The organism is Bacillus sp. DHT2 (assembly GCF_026241455.1).
Lineage (GTDB): Bacteria > Bacillota > Bacilli > Bacillales > Bacillaceae_G > Bacillus_A > Bacillus_A pseudomycoides.
Genome location: NZ_JAPHWH010000001.1, coordinates 75,478 through 90,067, shown reverse-complemented (window position 1 = coordinate 90,067; position 14,590 = coordinate 75,478). Strand labels below are relative to the sequence as shown.

Below are 14,590 nucleotides of genomic sequence, written 5' to 3'. Positions count from 1 at the left end.
AATAAGAATAAACCTTAGGGCAAGCCTTGTTTATTTAAACGTAATTATAAACGTATTGACCTCAGTATTCTGTACTTCATCCCGGGATGAGCGGTAAAAACAACGGCTAGGACAGAGAACACTTATCTATAATTTAGCAGAACAAAAAAGGGCTGCAATACCAGCGTTCATAACACTGATATGCATCCCCTAGCAGCATAGTACTTACTTCTTTTCACACTTAAGCCTGATAACTTTAAATTTACGTATGATGGTAAACATATTTTACTTTATAACATTTCGATTCACCTTAAATCCCAATTTAATACAGCAATATAAAAATAGGTACTAATCTATAGTTCCCCTCTTGAAACATTATTAACTTTGTTATTCCGAAAATCCATTAACAAAAAAAGTGATGGTCTCAATTTCATCTTCAGTTAAACTTCTCTGTAAAGACTTAGACATTTCTTTAACTATTGCCTCTGAGCTTCCTTCATACTTTTTTGTAAGCAATGCTGTAGTTTTTAAGAATTTAAGTTCTAATTGAAACTCTTCTTTAGTTAATGGAGCTTCATGATGGGATAAAACAAAAATTTCCGCATCGTATTTCTCAATTTGTTCAATTAACTGGAGCGTATTCTCTATCGTATAACTCCACTTCTTTGAGTAGAGATTTGCATACATACAATCTCCTAGAAAAAGAACTTTTTCTTCCTGAATATAAATGACAGTAGAATCATCAGCGTGATCTCCACCTACATGTTCAATTGCACACGTCACCCCACCTAGATTCAAAGTCATTTTCTTATCGAATGTAATATCAGGTAATGGGAGGATAATCTCCCTCTGATTTCCTAGCTCTTTCTTTATTGCATCCGCACAAAATGGAATTTCTAGACCCTCTTTAACACGTTGGTCTAAATATTTATCTTCCCACGATAAATTCTGTAACTGTTTAATTTTGTTATAAGTTTTATAATGAGAAATAATTGGCATTTGCATCTCATACATTCCAAATATATGATCCCAGTCGGAATGTGTAAGTATAAGCCATTCTCCTTTAATATCATATGTATCTAATTGTTCCAAAAATAATCTAGCATGTTTCGAAGAATTTCCAGCATCAATTAATAGTGTCTTTTCTTCCCCTTTAACAGCAGCTAGAATAGGACGATCTGTTTCTTGATACGGTGGTAAGTATAAAACTCGATTAGATATTCTCTTTAGTTTCTGCAATTTTTTGTTCCCCTTGCTGATTTTTTTATTATGCCTTTTTATAGATAAAATAGTTGCATTCTCTATAATGTCTTAATTACGAACAAGCTCTTCACTTAAAGAACAAATATAATTTTACATACAGAGGTAGATAGAAAGAAAGACTTTTTAGGGAATTTGTTTTATTCCTAGAACGCTGATTATGTGAATGGAAAGCTCCCTCTGTACTTCTGAAGGAACTTTGAAAGGTTTTGTGATACTTTGATTTTATGTTAGCAAAATATAGTCTTTATTTTGCATATCCTTTATACGTTTTTTATCAACATATAATCTCCTTCCTCCATTTTTATTCTGCATCTATATCAACTAAAAAAGTTCCCCTCACTAGAAATTCAAAAAGATATTAAAATTTCTTGTTTTACTATAAAAAACGAATTCATCGAGAATTAATTCCTTACAGTCGTTTGTTACACATCGGCACGATGTATAACTTAAAAAACGTCAATATACCTGTTTTTCAATTTACCCTATATGATATTTTTATACCAGCTGTTACATAGATGAAGAGTCACATTATTACCAATTACCGGAAATGGAATATCATAATTAAATGAACATACAAATGATATTACCGATTTATTTTCTTTTTTCGTTTTCTTCTCGTTGTCTTCTTCTATAAAGAAATTATTGTTTAACCCTTTAAATGCCACTATTCTCATTCTAATTATCTCATAAAAAATATGTTCTGTTTAATAAGTAACGATACAGTTTTCAATAAACCTCAATATTCCGACAATAATGTAGATACAATAATCTTTCTCCTCCCCCTCAGAGATGAGCAGTTAGCTATTGCTAGCTGCTCTTTTTAATTCATGTAATTTCTTCTCAATTTCCTCAATTCGTTTATCTCTAATTTAAACATTATCTCTTAAAAATTCATTTTCTTCTTTTTAAGAAAATTTTTTCTAAATATTTACCACCACTAACATCTGGAGGTATTTGTAAAATAAAAACGAATTCCTATATTTGCAAGATATAAAAATTTCAGGAGGATGTTAAAATGGAAAAAACAATGATGGCAGGAACAACAAACATGATGATATCTATGGAAAAGATGATGTGTGAAATGAAATGTATGAAAATGATGATGAACAATATGATGCAAATGGATGTAGAAATGGATAAAGCTATGATGAATAAAATGCAAGAATGTGATGCAATGATGAATTCTACTATGTCTATGATGAAAGCAATGAAAGAGAAATGTTGTTAATAAACAAAATTGTTTAAATGCGTATATAAGAAAGGCTGGTCTTCTACCAGCCTTTCTTTAACTAACTTTAGGTAAGAAGTTCCCATCCTATTTTACATACAACCTACATTTCAGATATGTTTCTTGCAAAATACATTCATGTATAGGAATTGCATTGCATCCTTTAGGCATATCAATCATTTCGCAACATTTAAAATTCCTTCTGTTTCATCAGTTGAAGGAACTGTCCAATTTGTGTTTGCTAGCTTGATGGTGATGTGGAACAATCCATTTAAGATTGAGTAAAAAAGAAGAAATTCCTGTCTTTCCTCCTGAAGAGAAATATCGTCATGTGATTACTTCTAATAATCAGGTACCCAAATAGTTATTTAAAAAAATCTACTTCAAGAAGGAGTTGACCGTAAAAGAATTGTGAGCTACTCCAGTTTAGATTGGCACATTTCGAAAAGAAGTTTGTAAAGAAGGACACTATTGATGACGAGTATGCTCAAAACTTGTTCGATCGGATGAATGTTCTTTGTAGCATGATCCATTTTGGAATTGTCCAGTAAAGAGGATGTATAAGCCATTTCACTCACCAGTTATAATGAAAGGAGCAAACGAATGAAAAAAATTACTCTTGGCGATTTAAACTCACCGGAAACTATGCGCGATCCCATTGTGTACTATAAACCTTTCTTCGAACAAAAAGAGCCCCTCTTTCGTCTGGATGATTTTTACGGTATGGGAGGAGCATGGATCGCATTGCGCTATGACGATGTTGTTACCATATTGAAAGATCCGCGTTTTCTCAAAGATTTACGAAAATTCGAACCGCCCCAAGATAAACAGGAATTCATTGAGGAAAATACATCTGTGAGCAAGCTGTTTGAATGGATGATGAATATGCCGAATATGCTTACGGTCGATCCGCCTGATCATACCCGCTTACGCCGGTTGGTCTCTAAAGCCTTTACTCCGCGTATAATCGAGAATCTTCATCCCCGTATTCAGCAGATTGCCGACGAATTGTTGGATGCTGTGAAGGAAAAAGGAAAAATGGATATTATTGCAGATTTTGCCTACCCTCTGCCCATTATTGTTATTTCAGAGATGCTTGGAATCCCCGTTACTGATCGAAACCAATTTCGTGACTGGACACATAAGCTCATGAACGCTGCTATGGATCCTCGTCAGGGGGCTGCAGTTACTGCAACACTCGAAAAGTTTATTCATTACATCGAAACATTACTGGCGGAAAAGCGCGTAAATCCTAGCAATGATCTGATGAGCGCTCTGGTCCAAGCACAAGAGAAAGAAGACAAGTTGAGTAAGAACGAGCTTCTTTCGACGATTTGGCTTCTCATTATTGCTGGACATGAGACAACAGTTAATCTCATCGGTAATGGCGTACTGGCGTTACTGCAACATCCCGAACAAATGGATCTGCTACGGGACAATCCTTCCATGCTTTCCTCTGCTGTCGACGAGCTGTTGCGCTATGCTGGCCCGATCATGATTGGTAACCGTTTTGCAGGTGAAGATATCACAATGCATGGAAAAATAATCCACAAAGGCGAAATGGTACTGTTTTCCCTAGCAGCTGCCAACATTGATCCGCAAAAATTCTCTAATCCCGAAGCATTAGATATTACACGTGAGGAAAATGATCATCTAGCTTTCGGCAATGGTATCCATCGCTGTTTGGGTGCTCCATTGGCACGCTTGGAAGGACAGATTGCATTTGGCACATTGCTGCAACGTCTACCTAATCTGCGCCTAGCAACTAAACCCGAACAACTGGTTTATAATTATAGTAAATTCCGTTCTCTTGCAACTCTACCAGTAGTTTTCTAACCCTTTTTCTGCCCATAATGACCAAAATCACTTAAAAAATAGGCTTCGGCTTCGCCTAACAAAATTTCATCACCTACTTTCATTGGGCTATCACGCCTTCACGTTTAGAAGTGGGTGATGAATTTCGGAAAAATGTTAAAGTTACCAAAACCAGAAGATTAAAAAAACTGAATTATACCTCCTAAAGAGTCCAAGGCTTTCCCCTATTACGTTAAAGTACAATAAGGAAATTCCTTCTCTGTCATTTATAGAGTACCTTCCTAGTTTACAGTGTATATTGCTTTTTAATATTCTCTGATATTGATTGCAAAATGTTGTTTAAATCTTACATCAATAGCCCTTTTCTCTTTCACACACTGAATATAGAGTGTACGAAAGAGAAAAGACTCGTTCCACAAACTCCATATTAACATCAAACACGTATCCTTCATTATAAGAAAGACTTAATTCAACTGTATTTTCATAAATTGACATAATCATTATTAATTTAAATCCTAAGTAATCCATTTTATGATCCAGATACACGCCTGCACCTTCAATCAAAAAGTCTTCTGGTTCACTTTCAAATTGCTCTAATAGTTCGGATTCATCACCTTTAAATACGATTCTGACAATCTCTCTTTGTTCACATAAAGTTCGATTATTTTATATAATCGAATACCCTATAATTATGATAAAATAATTTTAAACCTGTTATACCAAGACTCCTGGAAAACTAGGAGTCTTGGTTATGTAACTACCATGATTTGAAAATACAATAGAAATTTACGAATCAAAAACCAACATTACAGAGTTTGCATCAGGAGGTATATAATGAAAAAATTATATTATGCATCGTTCGTATATTTAGTTATCGGTTTATTATCTGGTGTATTCGCTAGAGAATATGCAAAATCAAAGGGCATTCTAGGGTCCACTCTGCTGAACCTTTTACACACACATACGCTCGTACTTGGATTTTTATTTTTCCTAATTGCCCTAGCATTAGCAAAATCATTTGCATTTCATAAAGTGAAGGGTTTTAATATGTGGTTCATCGTCCATAATATTGGATTAATTTTAACACTTTCTTCACTGGCAACTCGTGGACTTCTTCAGCTAAATGGAGCTGATTTCAAAGGATTAACCTATATAATCGGATTCTCCCATTCTCTCATCGGCCTTACCCTTATTTGGTTTATGATGCTATTAAAAAAATCATATAAAATGTAGTGTGTAATAAAGCTTCAGCAAAAACAAAAAAGAATCTCATATTACTTATGAGACTCTTTTTTCTACATTAAACAGATTCTATAACCTTAGCATTATAAATAAACATTCGACTTAATATCGTCATCACAATTACAAGGATAAGAAAATATAGAGGCATAACAAGCAAAGAACCTGTATGCAATTGACTCATTCCCCAAATCGTAACGGTAATGATGATATAAAATCTTAGATATTTAGAGCTTTCTTTCGCTACGGAACTGGAGGGGCCATGATAGAAATACGGTCATAATACATCAAAAAGAACAACTCAATTGCTTCATGTTAATACCTATAGGAGGGTATGAATTAACATTTATTTTTCATTACTTCTCTTTACAAAGATTAACATATATCATATGTTTCATTTTCCTATATTACAAAGTTAAAGAACAACATATTCCGTCTCAATACATAGATTGATAAAATTGCTTTTTTGCCCCCCCTCATCATAGGCATAAATTCCTGTACCCGCTAATTTTAACTGTCTTTCTTCTGTACTAATCTTAGTAACATCCTTCTTTTTATGATCATAAACACCCTCGCTGGCTAACTCCAGTTTCCCTACATCAGAACGGATTTTAGTCATTCCTACTCTCTCCCCTCATTAAATTTATTTTTAGAGTCTAAATACTCCTTTTTTCCATCTTTATCATTATATTGTTTAGGTGAAAAGCTTACAGTGTAATTTTCTCGATATGATAACAACTGATCCTGAACTTTCTTTTTATAATTGATATCCAAATCCATATCCACAATTCTATTAGGCTCATTAGGTGAATTTAGCTTCATTTCTAGTTCTGCTGATATAAATTCATCATAATCCAAGTGTAGTTTCGGTTTTACAATTTTATCAAATTGTTGTTTATTAAACTTAAACCTAACCAGTACAGGCTCATCCAGTCCTCTTCTTGTATCTTCAGGTGTAACTTTCGCAAGCCCTTTTAAATCTGTAAAAAAGAAAGTAACTAAAGATGCATCTACATTAGGTGTAGAAAACTGAATATTCTTATTGGAATAACTTATGTTTGTTGTATACACATACACATCTTCTTCTTTTTTATCCGTTGTACCCCTTATATGTTCTCCAGAGTAATGTATTGTGTACGTACTCTTAGACTGCGAAGTTACACCATAAAACGAATGATCTCTTATCGAAAAAGTTCCTTCCGTGACTTGATCTATTCTTGCTTCGTCCCTTTCCTCTTCCACCTTCGGATACTCTAGAATTCTATAAACACCCACTATACCCATCATCACTTGCAGCCATGACAGTCTTCATATCACCTTCATCCAGTGCTTTGGCAATATCCTTATACTCAACCTTGCATCCTGTAAGTGTTAAACATGTTCCTAGTAATACACTTATGAAACCCATTTTTACTCTTTTTTTCATACAGTCACCTCGTTCGTTACTCTTGGCATTTTAAGTTTAGTTATATTTCCTTTTACCCTGCGACATAAAAGTTCCAACTTGATGAACGCGCGACACAAATAATTAAGGATTATTGAAAATTCTTTAAAAGTATCCTTTCAAAAAATCCCTTTGTATCATCATGATTTAAAACCCTCAATAAATTAGGTGTTTCAAAGAATTCCACATGACTTATTTCATTATCTTTTGGATGTAAATCTGTTCTGTCACCTATATATTCTACATAAAACATAGTCGTTTCTTGTTTTTCATATCCGAGATTCGATTGGACTTCTTTAGGGAAAACAAAACAAATCTTGTCTTTGAATTGTTTAATAACCCTAAACTCTTTGGAACCAGTTTCCTCTTCAAGTTCTCTCAAAATAGCACTTGCTAAGTCATCATCTGAATGTTTTACTCCTCCTTTTGGAAAGTCCCATTCACCCTTTGACATAGTATGTTCTTCTGCTATATCGCTAATTTTCACCTTATGTACCAATAAGAACTCATTATGTTGGAATACGATTGCACCTACAGCTTGCCTAATCATTCTACTGTACCCCCTAGAATCTTATTATGAATGTTATTTGGATTTTTAGCCCATTCCAACATTAATTCTCTTTGCTTAACGGCTAAATCTTCAAATGGTTCACTAATGTGCTCAATATTGTTAAAGCGTTTTTCAAAAACACGAGTACTATTAATCTTGAGATACCCACCAAATCCCTTGTCATCATTTAAAATCCATACTACTCTTGTAAAATGAGAAAAAAGTATAGCTCCGGTACACATCGGGCATGGTTCTAGTGTTGTATATAATGTAATAGGTAGTCTGTTTTCTTTAGCAAGTATGAGCTTCTTTCCTGCTGTTCTGATGGCATCAATTTCAGCATGAGCGGAAGCATCATCCTGAGTATGTACCCTGTTTCGTCCCTTACCTAATATTTCATTGTTTCGCCCAACAATAATAGCACCTACTGGATATGTGTTCTCTTTCATTGCTTTTTTCGCTTCTTCTAAAGCCATTTCTAAAAACAAACGATCCATTTCTCTCACCAAAACAAATTCCCCCTTTTAAATTCAATTCTATCAAAAAAAGTAATAAAAATATGATGAACAATACACGAAATTAACATTAAATGTAATTATTTGAAGTAAGAATAAAAAAATGGTTTTTATTGTATTTTTTTGAACGGTCGTGCTAAAACATAACCATGAGTATAAAAAATAAAACAAACAACCAAAAAGAAATGTCATTTATTGAAAAAGCCCGTAGAGCTCAGATTGTGGAATGTACGATTGATACACTTGCTGAAGTGGGTTATGCACAAGCCTCTTTAGGACAAATCGCTAAACGCGCAAAAATAAGTAAGGGGGTTATTTCTTATCACTTTACAAACAAAGAGAAACTTCTGGAGCAAGTTATAACTGATTATTATATAGCTTGCCAGTCCTTTATTTGTTCGCAAATTGAAGCTCAAACGCCCCCAAAAGGAATGCTCCAAACGTATATTAAATCTAATCTGAAATTTATTGATGAACATCGTAAGCATGTATTCGCTGTTATAGAAATTGTTTCAAATGAAAGAACAGATGAAGGGAAACTTCGGTTTGCAGCAGACTATGATGAAACCATTTTTCTTCCCATTGAAAATATTCTACGTTTAGGGATACAAGAAGGAGTGTTTCGAGATTTTTCTGAAACGTCTTTAAGGGTGATGACGTTAACAATCAGGCATGCCATAGACGGATTTAGCCTAGAGCTAATGAGAAATCCCGATCTTAACGTTAAAGATTACACTGAAGAACTTATCACAATCTTTGAGCGGGCAACTCAAAAGTAACATATCACCCTAATGAGGGAGGAAGTACATGATATTTTATGAGTTTATTTGTTTTTGTTGTAAAAAAGTATTTCGGGTATATGAAGGAACTGAAAAATATAAGCAATTTAAGAAAAATCCGAAAAGGAAATATTGCTGTGACGAATGCGGTCATAAAATAAAACTTGAAGCAATAAAACATTTTTTTAGATAGTGGTACTATCTACTACTCACTTTTGCTAGTAGATAATGTCCAACATAAACTATTCTAAAATGGTTAAACTTTTTTATAAAACGGAAGGTTCATCCAAGAAGAAAAGACACTATTTTAATTAATCGTTTTTCAAAATGGTGTCTTTATGTTTCTCACTAAATAAGGATTTTCGCTGTACAGAAATGGGTTAATAGTGTTGCAATAATCTTTTTTCTATTTTGCTACAAATATCGTAGGATTATCGGAAATTAATTTGCAACATAATATATGCAACGTTTTTATTAGGTCTATTTTTGGGGTCTGTGTAGCAATGGAACCAAATCACTCAATAAGTATTAGCGGACATTATCCGTGCACAAAAAAAGAAGGCTCTTCAATTTGGAAGACCTTCCTTTTTAAAGATTCATAAATAATCTACATAGTTTATCATATCTGACAAAGGAATTATAAATGTAACTTTAGTTCCTATATTTACCTTAGAGTCAATCGTAATTTTTATGCCTAGCTTGGAACAAAGCTTTTCACATAGATACAAGCCCATACCTGTACTTTTACTAAATCTTCTACCATTTTCACCTGTAAATCCTTTTTCAAACACTCTATTTATATCTTTATCTACGATCCCTACTCCATTATCTTCTATAGTTAACATGACTGAGTTGGCTTTCTTAACTGAATATATGCTGATCATGGGCGTTTCACTGTTTGCATATTTTACAGCGTTCCCTATTATCTGATTGAGCATAAACTCGAGCCATTTTCCATCACTATATACAATTTCGTTGATATCTTTTATATCTAGTTTGATTTTCTTATGAATGAAATCCCTATAATTTCTTTTCACGACATTCCTTACTGCATCATTAAGATGAATGGGTTTAATAATGTAGTCTTTGCTTACATTGTTACTTCGGGAATAATACAACACCTGTTCTACAAACCCCTCAATCCTATCGATCTGGAGGTCTATTTTATTCGTTAATTCATTTTGATTATTTTCAATAATTAGCTTTGTAGAAGCAATTGGGGTTTTAATCTCATGTACCCATGTTTCTATATACTCCCTATAGTCTGCCTGCATATCTTTGTAGTATTTCACATTCTCATGCATATCTCTACTTACCGGCTTCAGTATATGGTTTAGTTTTTCCCCATGGATAAAATGAGCTTCCTTTATTACTTCTGGAAGTAGGTATTTCTTATCTAAACTTTCTAATATGCTGTCAACTTCATCATAATATACTTTAGCCTGTATACACTCTAAAGCCATATACGAAAATAAGGGCAAAAACCAAATACAAAACACAAAGAATATGAGAAGGGCATGAAAATCCATCATAACCATCACAGCTAATAATATAAGAAATAGCAGCAGATTAGATATAATTACTACCACTTTGTCTTTAATAAATTCACCTATACTCATGGCATGATATACCCCAATCCCCTTCTTGTTTCGATTGGGTTTTCGATGCCAATCTCCTCAAGCTTTTTTCGTAATCTAGTAATATTCACAGTTAAAGTACTGTCATCTACAAAATAATCTGATTTCCACAAGTGTTCCATAAGGAACTCCCTTTTTACGATATTTCCCTTATTGTTTATTAAATAGGAAAGGATTTTCACTTCATTTTTCGTTAACTCTATCGCTTGGTTTTTATACATAACGCTTGCATTGGAAAGATTTAAATGGAAATCCATGTAACTTAACATATTACTCACCTTCGAACTTCCATATGTTCTTTTCAAGATATTTGTTATCCTTGCTAATAATATTTCTGTATTATAGGGCTTTGTAATAAAATCATCTGCACCTAAGTTCATACTCATTAATTCATCTACTTCATTGTCCCTACTTGTAACTATTATAATTGGAACATCTGAATTTTTACGTATTTCTCTACATATATAATATCCATCGAACACAGGAAGATTTATGTCTAGCAATATAAGGTCTGCATTTTCGTTTTCAACATACTGCATGATATTATTATAATCTATAGGAGCTTTTACATCGTATCCATATCTTTGTAAAAAGTTTTGCAATTCTTCTCTGATCACTGTATCATCTTCAATAATCATAATTTTCTTCATAAAATTCCCACCTTCAATCTATTTCACCTTCCATTATATTATCCCTTATATTTTATATAAATATACAGCTATATTTAACTACTAAATATGAAAGTACATATTTAGTTTTATCAGGAATTTTCACCTGTTACATTCTTGATTATGTCAAAGAGGTACCTACTTTTCAGTAAATACCTCTTTACATGAATACTTATTTATTATTTAACATTTAACTTTTCTTTCACTTTTTCAGGTAATTGTTCCGCTGTTACCTCTTTATATGAGTTTATATCATTTGAATCCTTATTCAAGGGTTTAAATACATCAACAGTAAGATATGCATTTACTTTCAGCTTTTTTTTAGCCCAAAATTTCACAGGAACCTCATTTCCGTTTTTATCATATGCCATTAGATTATAATCAACGAATCCCGTCGAAGGGTTCACAATTCCTGATTTACTATTTTCTGTTATTTTAACGTAACACTTTTCATACTTCAGTTTATTATAACCGTACCACCCTCCAACTGCTGCGAATAATAGTCCACTTAAAATACTTAAAACAATTAGCGTTTTTTTCAAAATAATCACCTTTTACTTCTATTATTTTTACTGCTGAATTTTACTAAAACCTTGTCTACAATCAATCTCTTTATAAATTACTCTTAACAATATTTTTATATCCTATATATGTTGTAAAGAAATATCCTACATACACTATAATAAATATGAAAGCGGTCATTAGCGCTGGAAGGGTAATATCTAGTTGATACACATTACTTATCGTTTCACTCATCATCTTAATTCCCACCACTGAGTGAATCAATGCAAGAATAACCGGAAGACTAAAATATATGCAAGTTTGCATAAAAATTGTTTTGTTAATCATTCTTTCGTTTGCACCAATTCTCTTTAAGGCTTTATATCTTTCTATACTATCACTGGCCTCTGATAATTGTTGAAGAGCTAATACAGCCATGCTAGTAATTAAGAACACGATTCCAATATATATTCCGATATACAGCACCATAACTGTGAACCCCTTGGATTCTGAGTATGTTTGATCCTTTGATACCCCCTGTGGCATACCTCTATCCCGATATCCAGCCATAAAAAAGTCATGGTCGATTTTATCATATTTTTTATTATATTCTTCTCTGTTTTTATCTAAATAATTTACATTAAATACTGACATACGAATCTTATAACCTGATAAAAATTCATCATTTATAATGATTGTACATACATTATCTGTAAAACCACTAGTAGTATGAAGATTTTCTTCTATAACTTTAGTTTGTTTTACCGAATATTCTTTTCCTTTAATATTAAGTTTATTACTGTCTTTCAACTTTTTATTAATTGGTTTAATTACTGGACCTTTATCTGATGAGATTAAAACCTCATCCTTATTTAAATTTATTTCTTTTTCACCCTTTAATTGGAGAATTTTATTATAATCAGATACCTTAACAAAGCTTACGTTAAATGGTTGAAGCTTTTTATCTCGAGATTTCAACAATTCTCCTACGCTTAACTCTGCATCATATTCATTGTAAACTATATATTTTTCATTTTTACTTATTTTAGATTTAATCTTATTTAACGTATCTTCATGGTTATTTTGACTAACATTGTACAACCTTACACTAGCATCAAAAGGCGTTACTTGTTCAAGTCCTTCTTCAGTAGCTTGTTTAAAACTTATTCCAGTAGACAATATCCCTATTGTAAGAAATATCATTAAACAAATGAGAGACATGGATAAAAAATTCGTATTCACCTTACTATTTATTTGTTTAATTATAAAAATATTTAACTCTTTTAAATATACCTTTTTATTTTTCTTTACTATATACAAGATGAATCCAGATAAACTAAAGAAAAATAATACTGTACCTAAAATTCCAAGGATTATTGCTAGCAGGAACATAGGATTATCTATCCTGAAGCCTATTTTCAGTATTGTTTTATATGCATAGCCAAGCGAGATCACGCATAAAATAAATACTATTAGATGTATAATAGGATTTTTAAATTTTACCTCTTCATTTTTCTTACTTGCTGTTAACAAATCGATAATCTTGTATTTAGAAATAACAAATACATTAAGGATTATAACAAGTAAGAACATGATACCAAAGTACAATATAGTCTTACCTATAGCACCTGTCGAAACTGCGAATTTATATTCATTCATCGATAAATCGAATAGCTTTAAAGTCAAGCTAGATAAGGCTTGTGATGCTGCAATTCCTAGTATAAGTCCGCTAATTAAAGATATAGCTCCAACTATTATGGTCTCTGTTACTAATATGCTAGATATTCTTCTTTTTCCCATACCTAAGGTCATATAAATTCCTAATTCTTTTTTACGTTTCTTTATTAAAAAATTACTCGCATATAATATAAGACTTCCTAATATGATGGATACAAATACTGATATACCAGCCAATGCACGAGTTAACGTTTCTATATATGATGAACCTGTAAACTTCAGTTCAGTAAGCGCCTTTTGTGACTCTATTGAATTAAAGCTATAAAATATACAAACAGCTAATGTTAGTGTTAAGAAATATATAGCATAATCCTTAAAACTCTTCTTTACATTACTTACGGCAATCTTAGAGTACATTATTATCATCACCTCCAAGCAGTGTGATCACTTCGATAATTTTATTAAAGAATTCTTTTCGAGAATCATTTCCTCTTACTAACTCATTAAAGATTTTCCCATCTTTAATAAAAAGGATTCTACGAGCATAGCTAGCTGTAAAGGCATCATGCGTAACCATAAGAATTGTTGTCTTTAAATCTTTATTTAGACTCTCAAATCTTTCCAGTAATAATCTAGATGATTTAGAATCCAACGCTCCGGTTGGTTCATCCGCAAGGACTAAGGATGGATCTGTCACGATCGCTCTTGCTGACGCAACCCTTTGTTTTTGTCCACCTGACATCTGATAAGGATATTTGTTTAAAACTTCTTCAATCTCTAAATACTTTGCTACTGCTTTTATTTTCCCATCTATTTCTGAACTTTTTTCACCTTTAATTGTTAACGCTAAAGCAATATTTTCATATGCTGTAAGAGTATCTAATAGGTTAAAATCCTGAAATATAAAGCCTAACTCATTTCGTCTAAATGTATCTAATGCTTTTGATTTTAACTTTGTAATGTCACTATTATTAATGATGATTTTTCCTGTTGTAATATGATCGATCGTTGAAATACAGTTAAGAATTGTCGTTTTACCACTTCCTGAAGGCCCCATGATTCCAACGAATTCCCCTTCATCTACTTTAAAGCTGATATTATCAATTGCCTTTGTTACGTTATCTTTATTTCCATAATACTTTTCAATTTTTTCAACACTTAATATGGTTTTCATTTGTAGCACTCCTTTTGGTAACACTCCTGTTTTGACTTCGTCTTATGTAACTAATTTTATCCGGTTATATTTGTAGTATCGATGGAACTACATTACATTAACATTACATTTTCGTAATGTT

General features: G+C 32.5%; 18 protein-coding genes and 1 pseudogene. 5 read left to right on the top strand and 14 right to left on the bottom strand.

The genetic code is table 11. The annotated features are described in order from the left end of the window. Positions 1–366: 366 nt before the first annotated feature. Both ORL93_RS00455 and ORL93_RS00450 read right to left on the bottom strand, forming a co-directional pair. Entirely contained in the window at positions 367–1,218 is an 852-nt protein-coding gene (locus tag ORL93_RS00455; protein WP_098135483.1) for an MBL fold metallo-hydrolase, read from the bottom strand. A gap of 506 nt (positions 1,219–1,724) precedes the next feature. Further along, complete coding sequence (locus ORL93_RS00450; protein WP_265958416.1) at positions 1,725–1,916, bottom strand: hypothetical protein; 192 nt, start codon at positions 1,914–1,916, stop codon at positions 1,725–1,727. Positions 1,917–2,257: 341 nt separating this feature from the next. On the opposite strand from ORL93_RS00450, the gene ORL93_RS00445 reads away from it, so the two are divergent. Together ORL93_RS00445 and ORL93_RS00440 are read left to right on the top strand one after the other, a co-directional pair. Continuing rightward, on the top strand, positions 2,258–2,470 hold the full coding sequence (locus ORL93_RS00445) for a hypothetical protein (protein ID WP_097794047.1): 213 nt from the start codon (positions 2,258–2,260) through the stop codon (positions 2,468–2,470). A 603-nt stretch (positions 2,471–3,073) separates the two neighbouring features. Then, complete coding sequence (locus ORL93_RS00440) at positions 3,074–4,306, top strand: cytochrome P450 family protein (RefSeq protein ID WP_097794048.1); 1,233 nt, start codon at positions 3,074–3,076, stop codon at positions 4,304–4,306. Positions 4,307–4,636: 330 nt separating this feature from the next. Here ORL93_RS00440 and ORL93_RS00435 read toward each other — a convergent pair whose 3' ends face one another. After that, entirely contained in the window at positions 4,637–4,849 is a 213-nt protein-coding gene (locus ORL93_RS00435; RefSeq protein ID WP_265958415.1) for a hypothetical protein, read from the bottom strand. Between the two features lie 270 nt (positions 4,850–5,119). Between ORL93_RS00435 and ORL93_RS00430 the strand changes: the two genes are divergently transcribed. Next, the gene (locus tag ORL93_RS00430; RefSeq protein ID WP_097794049.1) at positions 5,120–5,518 is read left to right on the top strand and encodes a DUF2871 family protein; all 399 of its coding nucleotides are present in this window, start codon (positions 5,120–5,122) and stop codon (positions 5,516–5,518) included. A gap of 67 nt (positions 5,519–5,585) precedes the next feature. Here ORL93_RS00430 and ORL93_RS00425 read toward each other — a convergent pair. From ORL93_RS00425 to ORL93_RS00400, 6 genes and pseudogenes are all read right to left on the bottom strand, one after another. Beyond that, positions 5,586–5,747, bottom strand: a pseudogene (locus tag ORL93_RS00425) (multidrug effflux MFS transporter); the annotation flags it as partial. Between the two features lie 192 nt (positions 5,748–5,939). Further along, entirely contained in the window at positions 5,940–6,143 is a 204-nt protein-coding gene (locus tag ORL93_RS00420) for a hypothetical protein (protein ID WP_265958412.1), read from the bottom strand. A 2-nt stretch (positions 6,144–6,145) separates the two neighbouring features. Continuing rightward, entirely contained in the window at positions 6,146–6,808 is a 663-nt protein-coding gene (locus ORL93_RS00415) for a hypothetical protein (protein WP_265958411.1), read from the bottom strand. Further along, positions 6,786–6,932, bottom strand: a complete 147-nt coding sequence (locus ORL93_RS00410) for a DUF3952 domain-containing protein (RefSeq protein ID WP_265958410.1) — start codon at positions 6,930–6,932, stop codon at positions 6,786–6,788. The genes ORL93_RS00415 and ORL93_RS00410 overlap by 23 nt, the downstream gene beginning before the upstream one ends. Positions 6,933–7,059: 127 nt before the next feature. Then, the gene (locus ORL93_RS00405; protein ID WP_265958409.1) at positions 7,060–7,518 is read right to left on the bottom strand and encodes an NUDIX hydrolase; all 459 of its coding nucleotides are present in this window, start codon (positions 7,516–7,518) and stop codon (positions 7,060–7,062) included. After that, positions 7,515–8,027: a nucleoside deaminase gene (locus ORL93_RS00400; protein ID WP_078211801.1), complete on the bottom strand. Its 513-nt coding sequence runs from the start codon at positions 8,025–8,027 to the stop codon at positions 7,515–7,517. Before ORL93_RS00400 ends, ORL93_RS00405 begins: the two co-directional genes overlap by 4 nt. 155 nt (positions 8,028–8,182) lie before the next feature. Here ORL93_RS00400 and ORL93_RS00395 point away from each other — a divergent pair, with 155 nt between their 5' ends. Then, entirely contained in the window at positions 8,183–8,812 is a 630-nt protein-coding gene (locus ORL93_RS00395) for a TetR/AcrR family transcriptional regulator (RefSeq protein WP_098160630.1), read from the top strand. A 28-nt stretch (positions 8,813–8,840) separates the two neighbouring features. Continuing rightward, the gene (locus ORL93_RS00390) at positions 8,841–9,005 is read left to right on the top strand and encodes a DUF2197 domain-containing protein (protein ID WP_265958408.1); all 165 of its coding nucleotides are present in this window, start codon (positions 8,841–8,843) and stop codon (positions 9,003–9,005) included. Between the two features lie 403 nt (positions 9,006–9,408). Here the strand turns inward: ORL93_RS00390 and ORL93_RS00385 are convergent, their stop codons facing one another. From ORL93_RS00385 to ORL93_RS00365, 5 genes are all read right to left on the bottom strand, one after another. After that, positions 9,409–10,431, bottom strand: a complete 1,023-nt coding sequence (locus ORL93_RS00385; RefSeq protein ID WP_097794053.1) for a sensor histidine kinase — start codon at positions 10,429–10,431, stop codon at positions 9,409–9,411. Beyond that, positions 10,428–11,099, bottom strand: coding sequence for a response regulator transcription factor (locus ORL93_RS00380; RefSeq protein WP_098160631.1), 672 nt, complete (start codon positions 11,097–11,099; stop codon positions 10,428–10,430). The genes ORL93_RS00385 and ORL93_RS00380 overlap by 4 nt, the downstream gene beginning before the upstream one ends. A 197-nt stretch (positions 11,100–11,296) precedes the next feature. Continuing rightward, positions 11,297–11,668, bottom strand: a complete 372-nt coding sequence (locus tag ORL93_RS00375) for a YxeA family protein (RefSeq protein ID WP_265958407.1) — start codon at positions 11,666–11,668, stop codon at positions 11,297–11,299. 61 nt (positions 11,669–11,729) lie between these two features. Then, positions 11,730–13,712: an ABC transporter permease gene (locus tag ORL93_RS00370; protein ID WP_265958406.1), complete on the bottom strand. Its 1,983-nt coding sequence runs from the start codon at positions 13,710–13,712 to the stop codon at positions 11,730–11,732. Beyond that, positions 13,702–14,469, bottom strand: coding sequence for an ABC transporter ATP-binding protein (locus ORL93_RS00365; protein WP_097794056.1), 768 nt, complete (start codon positions 14,467–14,469; stop codon positions 13,702–13,704). The genes ORL93_RS00370 and ORL93_RS00365 overlap by 11 nt, the downstream gene beginning before the upstream one ends. Positions 14,470–14,590 lie beyond the last annotated feature (121 nt).

Coding starts and splice junctions, on each gene's coding strand:
- ORL93_RS00390 (WP_265958408.1), top strand. CDS start 8,841: ATGATATTTTATGAGTTTATTTGTTTTTGTTGTAAAAAAGTATTTCGG.
- ORL93_RS00420 (WP_265958412.1), bottom strand. CDS start 6,143: ATGACTAAAATCCGTTCTGATGTAGGGAAACTGGAGTTAGCCAGCGAG.
- ORL93_RS00415 (WP_265958411.1), bottom strand. CDS start 6,808: ATGGGTATAGTGGGTGTTTATAGAATTCTAGAGTATCCGAAGGTGGAA.
- ORL93_RS00440 (WP_097794048.1), top strand. CDS start 3,074: ATGAAAAAAATTACTCTTGGCGATTTAAACTCACCGGAAACTATGCGC.
- ORL93_RS00380 (WP_098160631.1), bottom strand. CDS start 11,099: ATGAAGAAAATTATGATTATTGAAGATGATACAGTGATCAGAGAAGAA.
- ORL93_RS00450 (WP_265958416.1), bottom strand. CDS start 1,916: ATGAGAATAGTGGCATTTAAAGGGTTAAACAATAATTTCTTTATAGAA.
- ORL93_RS00365 (WP_097794056.1), bottom strand. CDS start 14,469: ATGAAAACCATATTAAGTGTTGAAAAAATTGAAAAGTATTATGGAAAT.
- ORL93_RS00445 (WP_097794047.1), top strand. CDS start 2,258: ATGGAAAAAACAATGATGGCAGGAACAACAAACATGATGATATCTATG.
- ORL93_RS00395 (WP_098160630.1), top strand. CDS start 8,183: ATGAGTATAAAAAATAAAACAAACAACCAAAAAGAAATGTCATTTATT.
- ORL93_RS00430 (WP_097794049.1), top strand. CDS start 5,120: ATGAAAAAATTATATTATGCATCGTTCGTATATTTAGTTATCGGTTTA.
- ORL93_RS00405 (WP_265958409.1), bottom strand. CDS start 7,518: ATGATTAGGCAAGCTGTAGGTGCAATCGTATTCCAACATAATGAGTTC.
- ORL93_RS00370 (WP_265958406.1), bottom strand. CDS start 13,712: ATGTACTCTAAGATTGCCGTAAGTAATGTAAAGAAGAGTTTTAAGGAT.
- ORL93_RS00385 (WP_097794053.1), bottom strand. CDS start 10,431: ATGAGTATAGGTGAATTTATTAAAGACAAAGTGGTAGTAATTATATCT.
- ORL93_RS00410 (WP_265958410.1), bottom strand. CDS start 6,932: ATGGGTTTCATAAGTGTATTACTAGGAACATGTTTAACACTTACAGGA.